This window comes from Actinophytocola sediminis, from assembly GCF_054779715.1.
On record NZ_BAAGXS010000036.1, the window covers coordinates 1 to 15797 of the forward strand.

Annotated in this window: 12 protein-coding genes and 1 pseudogene; 5 read left to right on the forward strand and 8 right to left on the reverse strand. The window is 72.5% G+C overall.

Features of this window, described 5'->3' with window-relative positions; all coding sequences use genetic code 11:
• The 3 genes and pseudogenes from ACYVIP_RS23115 to mraZ all read right to left on the reverse strand — a co-directional run.
• Positions 1-324, reverse strand: a pseudogene (locus tag ACYVIP_RS23115) (hypothetical protein); the annotation flags it as partial.
• A gap of 19 nt (positions 325-343) precedes the next feature.
• Positions 344-1300: a 16S rRNA (cytosine(1402)-N(4))-methyltransferase RsmH gene (gene rsmH, locus ACYVIP_RS23120; RefSeq protein WP_460399693.1), complete on the reverse strand. Its 957-nt coding sequence runs from the start codon at positions 1298-1300 to the stop codon at positions 344-346.
• Between the two features lie 229 nt (positions 1301-1529).
• Positions 1530-1961: a division/cell wall cluster transcriptional repressor MraZ gene (gene mraZ / locus ACYVIP_RS23125; RefSeq protein ID WP_260192729.1), complete on the reverse strand. Its 432-nt coding sequence runs from the start codon at positions 1959-1961 to the stop codon at positions 1530-1532.
• A 589-nt stretch (positions 1962-2550) separates the two neighbouring features.
• Between mraZ and ACYVIP_RS23130 the strand changes: the two genes are divergently transcribed.
• From ACYVIP_RS23130 to ACYVIP_RS23140, 3 genes are read left to right on the forward strand one after another with little or no spacing between them, the layout of a single operon-like run.
• Complete coding sequence (locus tag ACYVIP_RS23130; RefSeq protein ID WP_460399847.1) at positions 2551-3552, forward strand: AAA family ATPase; 1002 nt, start codon at positions 2551-2553, stop codon at positions 3550-3552.
• A 4-nt stretch (positions 3553-3556) separates the two neighbouring features.
• Positions 3557-4840 (forward strand): DUF58 domain-containing protein, encoded by a 1284-nt coding sequence (locus ACYVIP_RS23135; RefSeq protein WP_460399696.1) that lies wholly within the window; start codon positions 3557-3559, stop codon positions 4838-4840.
• Positions 4841-4842: 2 nt separating this feature from the next.
• Entirely contained in the window at positions 4843-7323 is a 2481-nt protein-coding gene (locus tag ACYVIP_RS23140) for a transglutaminase TgpA family protein (RefSeq protein WP_460399698.1), read from the forward strand.
• 65 nt (positions 7324-7388) lie between these two features.
• Here the strand turns inward: ACYVIP_RS23140 and ACYVIP_RS23145 are convergent, their stop codons facing one another.
• From ACYVIP_RS23145 to ACYVIP_RS23155, 3 genes are all read right to left on the reverse strand, one after another.
• Positions 7389-9917: an FAD-dependent oxidoreductase gene (locus ACYVIP_RS23145; protein ID WP_460399700.1), complete on the reverse strand. Its 2529-nt coding sequence runs from the start codon at positions 9915-9917 to the stop codon at positions 7389-7391.
• A gap of 86 nt (positions 9918-10003) precedes the next feature.
• Positions 10004-11569: an aldehyde dehydrogenase family protein gene (locus tag ACYVIP_RS23150; RefSeq protein WP_460399702.1), complete on the reverse strand. Its 1566-nt coding sequence runs from the start codon at positions 11567-11569 to the stop codon at positions 10004-10006.
• Between the two features lie 145 nt (positions 11570-11714).
• Positions 11715-12131 carry a DUF3040 domain-containing protein gene (locus ACYVIP_RS23155; protein WP_460399704.1) on the reverse strand — a complete coding sequence of 139 codons (417 nt, stop codon included), beginning with the start codon at positions 12129-12131 and terminating at the stop codon, positions 11715-11717.
• A gap of 216 nt (positions 12132-12347) precedes the next feature.
• On the opposite strand from ACYVIP_RS23155, the gene ACYVIP_RS23160 reads away from it, so the two are divergent.
• Both ACYVIP_RS23160 and ACYVIP_RS23165 read left to right on the forward strand, forming a co-directional pair.
• Positions 12348-13349, forward strand: coding sequence for a PHP domain-containing protein (locus ACYVIP_RS23160; RefSeq protein ID WP_460399706.1), 1002 nt, complete (start codon positions 12348-12350; stop codon positions 13347-13349).
• Positions 13346-14131: an SIR2 family NAD-dependent protein deacylase gene (locus ACYVIP_RS23165; RefSeq protein ID WP_460399708.1), complete on the forward strand. Its 786-nt coding sequence runs from the start codon at positions 13346-13348 to the stop codon at positions 14129-14131. Before ACYVIP_RS23160 ends, ACYVIP_RS23165 begins: the two co-directional genes overlap by 4 nt.
• On the opposite strand, the gene ACYVIP_RS23170 is transcribed toward ACYVIP_RS23165, so the two are convergent.
• Both ACYVIP_RS23170 and ACYVIP_RS23175 read right to left on the reverse strand, forming a co-directional pair.
• Positions 14118-14513: a hypothetical protein gene (locus ACYVIP_RS23170; protein WP_460399710.1), complete on the reverse strand. Its 396-nt coding sequence runs from the start codon at positions 14511-14513 to the stop codon at positions 14118-14120. The genes ACYVIP_RS23165 and ACYVIP_RS23170 overlap by 14 nt on opposite strands.
• 88 nt (positions 14514-14601) lie before the next feature.
• A complete protein-coding gene (locus ACYVIP_RS23175; RefSeq protein WP_460399713.1) occupies positions 14602-15783 on the reverse strand; it encodes a hypothetical protein in 1182 nt (393 codons plus the stop codon).
• Between the last annotated feature and the right edge of the window lie 14 nt (positions 15784-15797).

Sequence of the window (15797 nt, forward strand, 5' to 3'; positions counted from 1 at the left end):
GGCCGTGCCGGCGCGCCGGCGCCGGGTGCCGGTGGTGGTCCGCTCGGCGATCCTGGCGGACGCGGCCGCGCGCTCGGCCCGGCGCGTCCCGGTCGCCGCCGTGGACGTGCCGGTCCGCGCCGCCGACCTCGTCGCGGTCTTGGCCCTCGCCGTCGGCTTGGCCGTCTCCGGTGTCTTCGCCGTGTCGGTGGTCCTCGCGGTGGTGCGCTGGCGGCGGGTGCCGCCGCCGGCCGCGCGCTCAGCCAGGCGGGCCTCCCTGCGCCGGGCCTCGGCCTCCAGTCGTGCCGCGGTCTTGGCCGTCTTCGCTCGTGCCGGTGCGGTCATGCCACCTCACCTGCCTGCCTCATGACGCCTCCAAGATCCGCTCCGCCGCGCGCAGCCGAACCGAGGCCGCCCGCGGGTTGTGCTCCGTCTCCTGCTCGTCCGCCTGCACCGCGCCCCTGGTCAGCAGCCGCAGCTGCGGGCCGTGCCCCGGCAGCTCCACCGGCACCCCGGGTGGGGTCCGCGACTTCGCCAGCTCGGCGAGTGCCCGCTTCACCAGCCGGTCCTCCAGCGACTGGTAGGCCTCGACGACGATCCGGCCGCCGACCCGCAGCGCCGAAAGCGCCACCGGCAGCGCCCGGCGCAACGCCTCCAGCTCACCGTTGACCTCGATGCGCAGCGCCTGGAACGTCCGCTTCGCCGGGTGCCCGCCGGTCCGTCTGCTGGCCGCCGGCACCGCGTCGTAGAGCAGCCGCACCAGCCGGCCGCTGGTGGTGAACGGCTCGGTGGCCCTGGCCGTGACCACGGCGCCGGCGATCCGGCGGGCGAACCGCTCCTCGCCGTAGTCGCGCAGCACCCTGGCCAGGTCGGCGGCCGGGTAGGTGTTGAGCACCTCGGCCGCGGTCAGCTCCGCGGTCGGGTCCATCCGCATGTCCAGCGGCGCGTCCTGGGAGTAGGCGAAGCCCCGCTCGGCGACGTCGAGCTGCATCGAGGACACGCCGAGGTCCATCAGCACGCCGTCGACCGCGCCGGTCGCCGCGTACCCGAGCCCGGTGAGCACCTCTGGCAGCTCGTCGTAGACCGCGTGCACCAGGTGCACGCGGTCACCGTGGCGGGCCAGCCGGGCCCCCGCGCTGGCGAGCGCGTTGGGATCGCGGTCGAGGCCGACCAGGACGAGCGTGGGGTGCGCGGACAGCAGGGCGTCGGCGTGTCCGCCGAGGCCGAGCGTCGCGTCGACCAGCACCGAGGACTCCCGCGACAGCGCCGGCGCGAGCAGGTCGAGCACTCGGTCCAGCAGCACGGGGACGTGCTGAGTCATGGTCACCCCCTTCCCGCTGTGTTCTCCCGGACGACAAGGGGGCAGGCCGACAGATCATGAGTCGACTCCACGAGCCGACGAATCCCCCTGGTCAACGAGGCGGGGTGCCGCCAGGTCCCCGCCCGCTCGTCGAACCTGGCACCGGGGAAGGTGCGCCAGGGCCGAAAGCGAGCGGACCGAGGCCTCGCGGCACCCACGTCCCTTTCGGAGAACACCGGCCGAGCCGGGATCAGAACACCCCGGGGAGGACCTCCTCAGCGGCCTGGGAGTAGCTGTCCTCGTGCTCGTCCAGATAGGTCTGCCACGCTTGCGCGTCCCAGATCTCCAAGCGGGTGATCGCACCGATGACCACGCACTCCTTGGTCAGCCCGGCGTAGCGCCGAAGCTCTGGTGCGACCGCGATCCGCCCCTGACCGTCGGGTCGCTGCTCGTCGGTTCCGGCGAACAGGTACCGCTGGTAGGCGCGAACCGCCTCGTTCGTCAGGGGCGCCGCGGCCACCTTGCGTGCCATCTCCTCGAACTCCGCTCGTGGGAAGACATACAGGCAGTGGTCCTGGCCCTTCGTGACCATCAACCCGCCCGCGAGCGCGTCTCGGAACTTGGCAGGCAGCGTGAGCCGCCCCTTGTCGTCCAATTTGGGGGTGTGCGTGCCAAGAAACACTGGCGACCCACCTCCCCACCGATCCTTGCGGATCAGTCATGGAGCCCCCTTCCGCCCCACTTGCGGCCACCGTACCCCACTTTTCACCACAGTCAACGGCGATCTCGGCGTTTCGCGATCGGACACGCCGACGTTTACGCAGGTGAACGGCTTGGGGGGACGGTGGGGGACGGTGGTGGGTCCCCCGTCCGGGTTGCCGCCCCGAGCAGGTTGGCGATCACCTTCCGGCCGAATCCGTTGGCTCCGGGAGCCCGATCGGCGGGGAGAGCATGATCACGCGCGGCAGCTGGTCGCCGCCGGTGGGGCGTCGTGGGGGATTTTTTCGCCGGACCTGGGCACACCGCGCCAGGGGGACGTAGAAGAATTGGGGGGAACCCTCGCCTTGCTGGCGCGTCCCCACCATGAGGGTGGGGTACTTCTCGCCAGTTTGACACACTTCAGAGCAGGCTTTGCGCCGACGAAGACCACAGGAGGTCGCGTGACGTCCAGTACCCCGCATTCGGCGCTACCCGGCAACCAGCAGTACCCGGTCGCCGCCGACGCGTACGCGCAACCCCCGACGAACGGGCTCAACGCCGCCCAGGTCGAGGTGGCCAACCACTACCGGCCGGCCACCTCCCTCGACGAGCTGAACGCCACCGCGCAGCGGATCGCGGCCAACGTCGAGCGGGTCCTGGTCGGTAAGCCGGAGGTGGTGCGCCTCGCGCTGGTCACGCTGCTGGCCGAGGGGCACCTGCTGGTCGAGGACGTGCCGGGGGTCGGCAAGACCTCGCTGGCCAAGGCGCTGGCCCGCTCCATCGACTGCACGGTCAGCCGGATCCAGTTCACCCCGGACCTGCTGCCGAGCGACGTGACCGGGGTGTCGATCTTCAACCGGCAGACCAACGAGTTCGAGTTCCGCCCCGGCCCGGTGTTCGCCAACATCGTGGTCGGCGACGAGATCAACCGGGCCTCCCCCAAGACCCAGTCGGCGCTGCTGGAGTGCATGGAAGAGGAGCAGGTCACCGTCGACACCGCCACCTACCAGCTCGAGGCGCCGTTCATGGTGATCGCCACCCAGAACCCGATCGAGATGGAGGGCACCTACGCGCTGCCAGAGGCCCAGCGCGACCGGTTCACCGCGCGGGTGTCCATCGGCTACCCGGACCCGCAGGCCGAGCTGGCGATGGTCGACGAGCACGCCGGGCACAACCCGCTCGCCGACCTGCAGCCGGTCTCGCACGCCGACCAGGTGCGCGGGCTGATCGCCACGGTGCGCGCGATCAAGCTCTCCCCCGACATCCGCCGCTACTGCGTCGAGCTGGTGTCCACCACCCGGCGGCTGCCGGAGATCCGCATCGGCGCCTCGCCGCGCTCCACGCTGCACCTGGTGCGCGCGGCCAGGGCGCAGGCCGCGTTGTCCGGCCGCGACTTCGTGGTGCCCGACGACGTGCACGCGGTCGCCGTGCCGGTGCTGGCCCACCGGCTGGTGCTCACCCCGGAGGCGCAGGCGAGCAGGCGCTCGACCGGCGAGCTGATCCGCGGCCTGGTGGCCAGGGTGCCGGTGCCGCAGGCCGCGCCGGACCCCGGACCATGGGCCAGGAGCAGGTAGGTCGATGACGCGGTCGATCCGCGGCGCGCTAGCCGGCCTGACCACGCGCGGCAGATGTCTGCTCGCCGCCGGCCTGGCCGCCGCGCTGTGCTCGCTCATCCTCAACGAGCGCGACCTGTTGCGGGTGTCGGTGTTCGTGGTCGCGCTACCACTCCTCGTCTGTTTTCTCACGGCCGTGGCCCGCGTCGGGTTGCACGCACAGCGCCAGATCGTGCCGATCCGGGTGCCGGTCTCCGGCCGGGCCGAGGTGTCGGTGCACGTGCGCAGCACCGGACGGCTGCCCACCGGTGGACTGCTGGTCTCCGACGGGGTGCCGTACTCGCTCGGCGGCAAGCCCCGGTTCGTGATCGAGCACCTGCCCCGGCTCACCGGCACCCGGCTGCGGTACACGGTGCACCCGATGCTGCGCGGCATCCAGCAGCTCGGCCCGCTGAAGGCGACGATCACCGACCCGTTCGGGCTGGTCGAGTTCGAGCGCGAGCTGGCCGGCATGTCCCGGCTGATCGTGGTGCCCAGGGTGGTACCGCTGGTCGGCGTGCCGGGGGGCTCTGGCCTCGGCTCCGGCGACGACGGCTCGGTCCGGCTGGCCGCCGGGCAGGGCGAGGACGACGTGATCGTGCGCCCGTACCGCCAGGGTGACGACCTGCGGAAGGTCCACTGGCGCTCCACCGCCAAACGCGACGAGATGATGGTGCGGGTCGAGGAGCGCCCGTGGCGGGGCGGCACCACGGTGCTGCTCGACCGCCGCGCGGCCGCCCACCGGGGCACCGGCACGACCTCCTCCCTGGAGTGGGCGGTGTCCTTCGCCGCGAGCATCTGCCTGCACCTGCACCGCTACGGCCAGCGGATCCGGCTGGTGACCGAGAACGGCAGGCTGGTGGTCAGCGACTCCGGCGACGGCACGCACAACGACAACGCGGTCCTCGACTCGCTGGCCGCCATGCAGCCGGCCAACGGTCAGCAGATCGACTGCCGCACCGATCCCGGGCAGGGCCAGGAGCTGATCGCGATCCTCGGCGCGACCAGTGCCGACGAGCTCGGCCAGCTGATCACCCAGCGCGGCCGGGGCACCCGCAGCCTGGCCGTGCTGTTGGACACCGCGGCCTGGGGCGCGAGCGATGGCGCCCCGGCAGGCGCCCCGATCGACATCGACGGCGCGCAGGCGTTGTTGCGCGGCACCGGGTGGGGCGTGACGGTGGCCCGTCCCGACATCCCGATGTCCACCATCTGGGCCACCCTGTGCCGCGCCAACGGCAGCCGCAGCGACGCGATGATCGGCGGTATCTGACTGTGACCGCACCCCCGACCGCACCCCCGCCGCCCTACGGGCCGCCCCCACCGATGACCCGGCCGAGGCCGCCCCGGCCACCGGCCGGTGAGGTCAGCTCCGCGCAGTGGTCGATGACGGTGACCCCGGTGGTCGCCGCGGTCACCACGCTGTGCGCCGCGCTCGCCCTGGCCGGCGTGATCGAGGGCCTGCGCTGGTGGGGGTACGCCGGGGTGGCGGTCACGGTGGTCACCGCGGTCGGGCTCGGCCTGCGCGCGATGCGCACGCCGATCCTGCTCGTCGGCTTCACGCAGATGTTCGCGCTGCTGTGCCTGCTGGTCGCGTTGTTCACCGACAGCGGGATCCTGGGTCTGCTACCCGGTCCGGAGGCCTTCGCCGAGCTCGGGCAGGTGTTGCGCGAGTCGGTCGAGGTCGTGCGCACCGGGGTGCCGCCGGTGCCGGCCAGCTCGGCGGTGCTGTGTCTGGTGGTCATCGCGATCGGGATGGTCGCGGTGCTGGTGGACACGCTCGCGGTGTCGGCCGGCACGCCCGCCGCGTGTGGCCTGGTGCTGCTGTGTGTGTACGCGGTCCCGGCCTCGCTGGCCGACGAGATGCTGCCGTGGTGGGCGTTCGTGCTCGGCGCGGCGTCGTTCTCCGCGCTGCTCGCGGTCGACGGCGCCCACCGCCACCAGCAGTGGCGCAACCGGCCGATGGTGCAGGGCACCGGAGGCGGCGCCGGGTCGCCGACCGCGCTGGTCTCCGGCGCGGTGGCGATCGCGCTGCTGGCCGGGGCGACGGTGACCGGCATCGGCACCGTCGGCCAACTGCCGGGCGGGTCCGGTGGGGCGGGCACCGGCGGCCTTGGCCTCAACCCGTTCACCTCACTGCGCGGCCTGCTCGACCGGGACAGCAACGTGGAGCTGTTCCGGGTGCGCAACCTCGGCGACGAGCCGCGCTACATGCGGGCACTGACCCTCGCCGAGTACAACGACGACGGCGGCTGGCTCAACCGGGACTCGATGCCCCCCGGCGACCCGGCCGACGAGGTGCTGGCGCCCCCGCCCGGCCAGACCCCGTCCGGCCCTGGCAACACCGTCGAGATCACCATCGAGCCGATCAACTCCCGGGACGTCTGGGCGCCGATCTTCGGCACCCCTCGGCGGCTGAAGAACCTCCCGGCTGACATGCGCTACGACCCGGAGAGCGGCGCGGTCTACGGAAAGCACCAGCTGCTGCCGACCTACACCGAGGAGGCCGACCTCAGCCAGCCCTCGGCGCAGGCGCTGCGCGGTGCCCGCCGGGCGACCACCGAGGACATCGACGAGGTCTACACCAGGCGCGACGGGCTGAACGACCGGGTGATCGAGCTCGCCACCCGGCTGACCGCCGGCAAGACGAACGTGTTCGACCAGGTACAGGCGATCCAGGCGTACTTCGACCCGACCAACGGATTCACCTACGAGCTGCGGACCGCCGCCGGCAGCGACGACGACGCGCTGGTCGACTTCCTGTTCGACAGCAAGACGGGCTACTGCGAGCAGTACGCGTCGGCGATGGCGATCCTGTTGCGCGCGGCGAACATCCCGTCCCGGGTGGCGATGGGCTACACGGCGGGGGTGTCGACCGGCGAGTACCGCACGATCACCACGATGAACGCGCACGCCTGGGTCGAGGTGTTCTTCCCCGACTCCGGCTGGGTGCAGTTCGACCCGACCCCGCTGGCCGACGGCACGACCTACAACCCGCCCTACGCCACCGAGAGCGACCCGTCGGTCCCCGAGGACGACCCGACCGACACCCCGGACGCGACCACCACCACCCCGGCCCCCGCCGGTCCGACGGTCGACCAGGACGACCAGGCGGCCGGTGGCGGTGGCGACAACAGCGACGACCAGAGCCAGACCGGTTCGCCGGCCTGGATGTGGTGGACGATCGGCGCGCTGCTCGCGCTGTCGGCCGTGATCACGGTGATCGCGGTGAGCGCTCGCCGACGCCCGGGCCGGCGAGCCGGTGGACTGCCGCTCCCGGCGCTGGCGGCCGGCGGCTGGGTGCTCACGGTGATGTTCGCCGCGGCGCTGTTCTCGTGGTGGCTCTCCGCGCTGGTCGTGGTCGCGCTGCTGGTCGCGGTGCCCGGCGCGGTGCGCGAGCGTCGTCGCAAGCAACGCTGGCACGAGGTGCACGCCAGCGGCCCGGCCGCGGCGTCCTCGGCGTGGGCCGAGCTGGTGGCCGAGTCCGCCGACCGCGGCGTGGAGCCCAAGGACACCGAGACCCTGCGCGCGACCGCCCGGCGCCTGGCCAACCAGCACGAGCTCGACCAGGACGGCCGCCGCGCGCTGCGCACCGTGGTCGCCGAGGTCGAACGCGCCTGGTACGGCGGCCAGCCGACCCCGAACCAGGGCCTCGCGTCCGCGTTCGACCAGCTCATCGCCGCCCTCCGCCGCACAAACCCACTCGGCTGGCGAGCCCGCCTGCTCCCCCGCTCCGTCCTCCGCCGCAACCCCTAGCCCAATGCCCTGAATGAGGCATTGGCGACGGTCAACGTCCCGAATGGGGCATTCAGGGCAGTTGGTCAGGTGAGGGTGAGGTTGTGGAAGAGGGCGCGGCTGGGGGTGGTGGCGTGGGCGCAGGTGAGGACGCCGACGTCCTGGGTGTCGGCGGCCGGGAGGTCGACGGTGCCTACCTGGTGCCAGGTGTCGGCCAGCAGGACCGCGCCGGTGAAGCGGGTGCCGGCGCGGGTGAGGCGCAGGCGGGTGGGGTACGGGGTGGTGGGTAGCTCCAGGCGGGCGGCCGTGTCCAGGTTGCCGTCGCCGGTGGCGTCCCACAGCAGCAGGAAACCGTTGGCCGGCTTGGCGACCAGCGCGACGTAGCCGGTCGACGAGCCGGGGGCGCGCAGGTCGTCGCGGAACACCAGGCCCGCGCGGGCGCTCGGGTCGGTCGCGTCCTGGGAGACCAGCGTGACCTCCGCGACGGTCGCCGGGCCGGCCGCGCCGGGGCGCAGGATCGCGCCGTACTCGTCGATGCCGGTCCACAGGTCACGGCCGCCGGCCAGGATCGCGAGGTGGGCGCCGCGCTGGCCGAAGTAGGCCTCGGCGGCCGCGGCGGTGACCAGCGGCGGCGCCACCGGCTCGGTCACGACCACCGGCCGGGAGGCGTTGTGGGTCAACGACTCGCCGGCCACGGTGTAGGTCGCCGCCGCGGCCAGGGAGGCGGGCGCCAGCAGCTCGGCCGGCGCCTCGGTGGTGACCGTCCAGGTCGCGGTGAACGACGCGCCGGCGGCGAGCGTCGGGGTGGTCTGCGGGCCGGCGGGCGTGCTGGTCCAGCCGGCCGGCACGGTCAGCGCGAGCGACACCCCGGCGACCGCGACGCCCTCGTCGTTGCGCACGGTCGTGGTCACCTCCGCCTGGTCGCCCGCCGGCATCGCCGACGCCGCGTCGATGGTCAGCGCGCCCTGGCCGGGCGGCCAGGCCAGCACCATCCCGTCGGCGACCAGCCCGCGCCGCAGGGTCGGGTAGTCGACGTCCTGCACGGCCAGCCCACCCGCGATGGCCTGCGCAGCCGCGGCCGCCGCCGCGTGGCCGAGCAGCATGAACACCGGCTCCATCCGCGCCGAGCCGAACGCGATGTGCGACGCCGAGAGCGCCACCGGGACCACCAGGTTCGCGCACTCGCCGCGCGCCGGGACGATCGACCGGTAGGAGATCCCGTACGGCCCGGCCGGGCCGACCTGCACGTCCCCCTCGTTGCGGGCGAGGCCGTCGACCACCACCCGCGCGCAGTTGTGCGAGTCCATGTTGTACGAGGCGAGGCCGACCGGGTCCGGGGCTCGCACGGCCCACCGGCAGTCGTGCTCGGTGACCACGTAGTCGGCGACCATCCGTCTGCCCTCCCGGATGTACAGCTCGTGCGGCCAGCCGCCGGTGCCGGTGAACTCGTCGGCCGGCAGGCCCCAGGCGCTCACCTCCGCGCGGATCGCGGCCGGCACCTGGGCGTCGTTGGCCAGGAAGTACAGCAGACCCTGCTGGTAGCGCACGTGATCGTCGAAGATCCGCTGGCGGGTCGGGTAGTCGCCGGCCGGCCAGGCGTGGTTACGGCCGATGTTGTCGGTACTGACCGCGCCGTTGTTGTTCATGTCGGTCTTGCCGCCCGGCATCTGGCGGTTGTTGCCCATGACGTCCCACACCCCGGCGTCGAGGTAGCGGCGGAGCAGCTCGTAGCGCGCCGGGTCGTAGCCGGCCGGCCGGGGGAAGGGCAGCCGGTCGGCCGCCTTGGTCAGGCACAGCCGGAAGTTGAACGCCTGGATGCGGTCATCGCCGGCGCCGGGGGTGCCCGGCGGGTCGGCCTGGATGCCGGCCAGCAACCCGCTGGCCGGGTCGCCGGGCACGACGTAGGGGTCGATCGGGCGCTGGAACTGGTGCCCGGAACGGAACTGCACCCCGTTGAGGGTCTCGCCGTAGGTGGCGTTGGACTCGCGGCCGACGGTGTGGCTGACCCCGGCGGCGGCCATCAGGTCACCCTCGTAGCTGGCGTCGATGTACACCGCCGCGCGGAAGACCTTCCTGTTCTCGGTGTGCAGCGCGGTGATCCGGTCACCGGTCAGGTCCACACCGGCCAGCCGGTGCTCGAGGTGGACCGGGATGCCCTCCTCCGCGACCCACTCGTCGAACACCCGCTCGGCGACGTGCGGCTCGAACCCGAAGGACTCCGGCCGGCCGTAGTGCGCGCCCACCCGGCGGTAGAACTCCCGCGACAGCCCGCCGATGGCGTCGATCCGCCCGGTGTCGGTCGCGCCGAGCCCGGCGGAGGTGAGCCCGCCGAGGTGGCGGCCGAACACCACCAGCACCACCGACAGCCCGGACCGCGCGGCGCGCACCGCGGCGGTCACCCCGGCCGAGGTGCCGCCGTAGACACAGACGTCGCTGCGCACCTCGCCGGGCGCCGGCCGCACCGGATACCAGTAGCGCGGGGCGGGCGACCGGCCGGGAGCGCCGCCCGCCTGGCCGGTGCCGGCGGCCAGCAGCAGCGCCGCCGCGCCGGCACCGCCGAGCACCGCCCGCCTGGTCACCGAGGTGGTTGCCGACTCCCGTTGCTCGTTGACCATGCCTCGCCCGCCTTTGGGTCGAAATCAACCGACTTTCGCAACGTAACAACAAAAGTCGGTCGATCGCAGACCAAAAGGGCCCAACCTCAGACGGTCGGGTACCGGCTGTAGTCCGGGAAGTTGCCGTAGAGCAGCTCGTCGGCCGGCCCCTGGGTGACCGCGTGCACCAGGTGCACCCCGCCGACGAACGCGCCCTTCCAGGACCCGCCCCGGCCGCCGAACGGCTCCTCGCGGTCGCCCCGGGAGCGGGGCTTGTTCACCCCGACCTTGAACGCCTGCACGTGCTGGGCCAGCTCACCGGCCAGCTCCTCGTCGTCGCAGGCGATGGTGGCCACCAGCGCGCCGTTGGAGGCGTTCATCTGGGCCAGCAGCTCGGCCTTGGTGTCCACCACGACGATCGTGTCGACCGGGCCGAACGGCTCCTCGTGCATCAGCCGGGACGCGCCGGGCGGGGCGAGCAGCGTGGTCGGCGCGACGTAGGCCGAGGTGTCCTGGCCGGGCAGGAACCGGCCCTCGTCCAGCGAGCCCCGGTACAGCGGCACGGCACCGTGGTGCAACGCCTCGTCGACCCGTTTACGCAGGTCGGAGGCCTTGGCGGCGGAGATCATCGGACCGAAGTCCAGCTGCGGAAGCTCGCCGCCGGTGCCCTCGACGGCCAGCGGGTGCCCGAAGCGGACCGAGCCGACCACCGGCAGGTAGGTCGCCAGGAAGGCGTCCACCAGGTCGCGCTGCACGACGAACCTCGGGTAGGCGGTACAGCGCTGCTTGGCGTACTCGAAGCCCTTGCGCAGGTGCGCGGCCAGCCCGTCCCAGTCGGAGAACTCCCAGATGCCCCAGCTGTTGAGCCCCTCCTGCTCGAGCATGTGCCGCTTGCCGGTGTCCACCAGCTGCGCGGCCACCTTGCCGCCGTTGTCCCGGCCGCCGACGAAGGCCAGCGCGCCGATCTCGGTCGAGCGCACCAGCGCGCCGGAGAGCTTCGAGCCGTCGCCGGACAGCAGCGTGACCGGCAGGCCGGCGTCGTTCATCAGCGCGTGCGCGACGGTCAGGCAGACCGCGCCGCCCTGGGTCGGGGTCTTCGCGACGACCGCGTTGCCGGCCAGCAGCTGCACCAACTCGGCGTGCACGAGCACGGACATCGGGTAGTTCCAGCTGGCGATGTTGCTGACCGGGCCGGGCAGCGGCACGCGCTCGAACGGGCGCCCGTGGGCGTCGGTGGCGAGCATCTGGTCGATGTTGTCCAGGTACCAGCGCACGCCGTCGAGCGCCCGGTCCACGTCCGCGCACGCCAGCTTCCACGGCTTGCCGATCTCCCAGGCCAGCAGCAGGGCCAGGTCGTCGCGGGCCTCGGACATCGCCTCGACCGCGGCGAGCACCCGTGCCCTGCGGTCGGCCAGCGAGACGCTCGCCCACTCGCGGTGCTGCTGGTGGGCGGCCGAGACCGCCTTGAGCGCGGTCGGCTCGTCCACCTTCGACAGCTGACCGATGGTCGTCCGGTCGACCGGGGAGACCAGCGCCGACCGTTCGCCGCCGTCCTGCCAGCGACCTTCGTACAGGTTGCGCAGCCGGTCGCCGGCGAACCCGGCGGGGGCGATCTCGGCTACTCGTTCGGCCACTCGCGTCCACTGTGCGTGCTCGGGAATCCGCAGGCCCATGGCAAACCTCCAGCAGAAAAAAGGGGGTGCCCGGACCATGCTGCCCCATGCCCACTGACATTCGGCTTGGCATGCGGTGGACCTCACGCACGAAAAGATCGCCGGGTGCCCACGGTCGGCACCCGGCGATCCAGACGAACAGGATCTATGGTTCCTCGTCGAACCGCTTGCGGAAGCGGTCCTCCATACGCTGCGAGAACGAGCTGCGACGCGCCTTGGGCGTGCCGCCGCCTCCGCCCCCGCTATCGGCGTCCTCGGCACCTTCCTCGCTCTCGGTTCCGCCGTGGCGGATAGCGGAGAGCGTGAGCAGCGCACCGAGGAACATGACCAGGAAGCCGAGCAAGCTGACTACCGGGACGCCGCCAGGCTTCAGCGGCAGGATCACACCCACTACGAGAAGTGCTACACCCAGAACGAACAGCGCGATGCCTTGCAGGCGTCGCCGCCGGGAGGGACGGCGCAGGCGAGCGCCACGCACCGTGGATGCGAACTTGGGATCCTCGGCGTATAGCGCACGCTCAATCTGGTCGAGCAGTCGCTGCTCATGCTCGGAGAGTGGCATTCGTTCCTCCTCCGGCACAGCGGTCGCGAGCGCCGGGCGATCACGGTGGTTGGCCGCCGGACCCGGCGGGCGCCCCGCTCCGGGGGCGTCACTCCCCAGGATACGAGCCGCGAGGCTCCGCGACTACCCGATCCGGAATCATGGTCGTATGCATCAGCAAAACCCCGGCAGACACGAGTCTGTCACGAGTGGGCTCGAGCCCGATCAGGTGGGTGAATGAACCCGTCCCGAGCGCTGCGGCAGATCGCGTTCCTGCTGGAGCGTTCCGGCGAGCCGACCCACAAGGTGACGGCCTTCCGGCGGGCCGCCGGCGTGCTGGACGGGCTGGCCGACGGCGAGCTGGACACCAGGCTGGCGGCCGGCACGCTGACCGCGCTGCCCGGCATCGGCCGCACCACCGGGACCGTGATCACCGAGGCCGCGCGCGGCGAGCAACCCGCCTACCTGGCAAAACTCCTCGAACATGGCATCGAGCCGGTGGCCGGCGGGGAGGCCATGCGCACCGAGTTGCGGGGTGACTGCCACACGCACTCGGACTGGTCGGACGGCGGCAGCCCGATCCGGGAGATGGCCGAGGCGGCGATCATGCTCGGGCACGACTGGATGGTGCTGACCGACCACTCCCCCCGGCTGACCGTGGCCAACGGCCTGTCGGCCGAACGGCTCAGCCGCCAACTCGATGTTCTCGCCGAGCTGAACCGGGAACTGGATCCGTTCCGGATTCTCACCGGGATCGAGGTTGACATTTTGGATCATGGCGCGTTGGACCAAACGCCGGAGCTGTTGGCCCGTTTGGACGTGGTGGTGGCCAGCGTGCACTCGAAGCTGCGGATGCCGAAGGCGGAGATGACCAGCCGGATGGTGGCGGCGGTGTCGAACCCGAACGTCGACATCCTCGGGCACTGCACCGGCAGGCGGGTGGCCGGCCGGTCCCGGCCGGAGTCCGAGTTCGACTCCGACACGGTGTTCGCCGCCTGCCGGGACAACAACGTCGCCGTGGAGATCAACTGCCGGCCCGACCGGCTCGACCCGCCCCGGCGGCTGCTGACCAGGGCCGTCGAGCTGGGCTGCGTGTTCGCCATCGACAGCGACGCGCACGCGCCCGGCCAGCTCGACTGGCTGCCCTACGGCTGCGAACGAGCGGAGGAGTGCGCGGTGCCGCCCAACAGAGTGATCAACACCAGGACCGCGGCCGACCTGCTGGCCTGGCGATCATGAGGGAGCCCGACGCGGTGGCAGACACGGTGGCCGACGCGGTCGCGGTGGTGGCCGAGGCGTCCCGGATCGCGGTGCTGTCCGGGGCCGGCATCTCGACCGAGTCCGGCATCCCGGACTTCCGCGGCCCGAACGGCCTGTGGACCCGCGACCCCAGCAGCGAACGGCTGTCCTCGCTGTCGGCCTACCGCGCCGACGAGGACGTCCGCCGCCAGTCCTGGCAGGCCAGGCTGACCCACCCGGTGTGGACCGCCGAGCCGAACGCCGGCCACCGGGCGCTGGTGGCGCTGGAGCGGGCGGGCAGGCTGGCCGCGATCCTGACCCAGAACATCGACGGCCTGCACCAGCGGGCGGGCTCGGCCGCCGAGCTGGTGGTGGAGTTACACGGCTCCATGTTCGACACGGTCTGCCTCCAGTGCGGCGACCGGCGGCCGATGAGCGCGGCGCTGGCGCGGGTCAGGGCGGGCGAGGCCGACCCGCCCTGCCTGGTCTGCGACGGCATCCTGAAGTCGGCGACCATCTCGTTCGGCCAGGCGCTGGACGTGGACGTGCTGCTGCGCGCGAAGCAGACCGCCGAGAGCGTCGACCTGATGCTGGTGGCCGGCAGTTCGCTGGCCGTCCAGCCGGCGGCCGGCCTGGTCGGGCTCGCCGCGCGGGCCGGCGCGGCGGTGGTGATCTGCAACGCGGGCGAGACGCCGTATGACCACCTGGCCACCGCCGTGCTGCGCGACCCGCTCGGCGAGGTGCTGCCGGCGCTGGTCAGGGGGCTGGTCAGGGGATGGTGAGGCCGGCCTGGCGGAGGGCCTCCTCGACCCGCAGCCGCTCCAGCTCCCTGGCCATGCCGGCGGGCAGGTCGGCCAGCCGGTGGGGCACGTCGACGGCGGCGCACGCCTGGACGAGCAGGGCGTCGTAGGCGTCCCTGGTCGCGCACCGGCGGACGTTGGGCGTGCCCGGCGGGTACTCGGCGAGCGTGCGGTGGACCCGGCGCAGGTCGGCGGTCAGCCGCTCGATCGGCGGCCCGGCGGGCGGCGGCTCCCGGCGGCGGCGCACCAGCGCGCCGATCCCGTCCACCACCCTCGGCATCCGCAGCAGCGCCGCGAACAGCAGTGTCGGCGCGAGCACCGCGGCCACCAACAGCAGCACGTTCGCCAGCGGAACCTCGCCCATGGCCGAGGATTCTAGCCTCGTCAGAACCTCACGATGACGCTCAACGAGAAGCGCAGCGGCTTCGCGGGCACCGGCAACGGCCACGTACTCAGGATGAGCGCAGGTCGGCGGCCGACAGTTTCACCGGCGGGTACCGGTAGGTCTGGCGGCTCAACCGCTGGCCGACCTCGTGCACCACGTCGGCCAGCAGCGTGACCAGCGGGTCGTTCGTGAGCTGGCCCGGCGCGTAGGCGGTGATGCGGCTGACCGGCCGGTCCTCGTCGTCGTCTGGCGCGGGGTCGGTCTCGAACTGCAGCCCGCAGCGCCGGGTCCGCTCGTCCAGCGGCAGCCACTCGGCCAGGTCGTCGAGCACCTGCCGGCGGAAGTTCTCGTCGGCCGACCGCACCGCGAACATGATGTCCACCAAGGGATACGCGCTCGGGTCCGGCTTGTCGAAGCTGGTGGCGTTGTAGTGGTCGACCAACCACTCGTAGGCCTCGATGCTCAGCCGCGGCCACGCGGCGTCCACCAGCAGGCTCACCGACACCTCGTCGACGCCGTCCCGGTAGCTGGTCTGCCACGCCTCCCCCGGCCGGCCGTGGATGTCCATGGTCCGCAGCGACGCCGGCCGCCGCCGCACCGAGACCGGCACGACCCGCGACGGGTCCTCGGCGAACAGCGACCGCGGGAGCAGCCGGTACAGCTCGGTCGCGCAGTCGTGCACGATCTCGAGCTGGCGGGTGCTGACCAGCTCGCCCTCGAGCCAGACGATCATCGCGTCGCCGTCGAGGCGGAAGTTGACCCGCTCGGCGCTCGGCCAGGCCAGCATGGCCCGGCGCAGCCGAAGCCCGACCACCCGCGCGGCGAACCCCGGGACGTCGCAGGTGATCTCGTAGACGTCGGTGAACTCCTCGCCATCGACACCGAGATGGTTGACCTGCAACGGGGTCACCTCGCCGGGCAGCTGCAGCGCCAGCGCGACACACGCACCGCCGGCATCGCCGAGATCGACGCCGTCGCGATGGTCGTCGTACCAACCGAAGTGGGTAATCAGCGACGGTCGCCCGGCACACGAGCCGACCAGCAGTACCCGCTCGATCACCTCAACGCCCCGATCGAACGGCGGCCCCTGCACGAACAGATGAACCCGGAGGTCCCGCCGGTAGACATAGCCGTTGCCCGCCGCCCACCGCCCCGACATCGTGCGCGGGCGCCCACGCAGCTTCTGGCCGTAGTAGATCGCCGCGATCAGGAGCACGACACCGACGCTGATCGCCCAGTAGGTAACCATCGGCCCTCCTCTTC

Bases quoted from the DNA above. Each gene is read 5' to 3' on its own strand.
- rsmH (WP_460399693.1), bottom strand. From the start codon at position 1,300: ATGACTCAGCACGTCCCCGTGCTGCTGGACCGAGTGCTCGACCTGCTC.
- ACYVIP_RS23135 (WP_460399696.1), top strand. From the start codon at position 3,557: ATGACGCGGTCGATCCGCGGCGCGCTAGCCGGCCTGACCACGCGCGGC.
- ACYVIP_RS23145 (WP_460399700.1), bottom strand. From the start codon at position 9,917: ATGGTCAACGAGCAACGGGAGTCGGCAACCACCTCGGTGACCAGGCGG.
- ACYVIP_RS23150 (WP_460399702.1), bottom strand. From the start codon at position 11,569: ATGGGCCTGCGGATTCCCGAGCACGCACAGTGGACGCGAGTGGCCGAA.
- ACYVIP_RS23155 (WP_460399704.1), bottom strand. From the start codon at position 12,131: ATGCCACTCTCCGAGCATGAGCAGCGACTGCTCGACCAGATTGAGCGT.
- ACYVIP_RS23160 (WP_460399706.1), top strand. From the start codon at position 12,348: ATGAACCCGTCCCGAGCGCTGCGGCAGATCGCGTTCCTGCTGGAGCGT.
- ACYVIP_RS23165 (WP_460399708.1), top strand. From the start codon at position 13,346: ATGAGGGAGCCCGACGCGGTGGCAGACACGGTGGCCGACGCGGTCGCG.
- ACYVIP_RS23170 (WP_460399710.1), bottom strand. From the start codon at position 14,513: ATGGGCGAGGTTCCGCTGGCGAACGTGCTGCTGTTGGTGGCCGCGGTG.
- ACYVIP_RS23175 (WP_460399713.1), bottom strand. From the start codon at position 15,783: ATGGTTACCTACTGGGCGATCAGCGTCGGTGTCGTGCTCCTGATCGCG.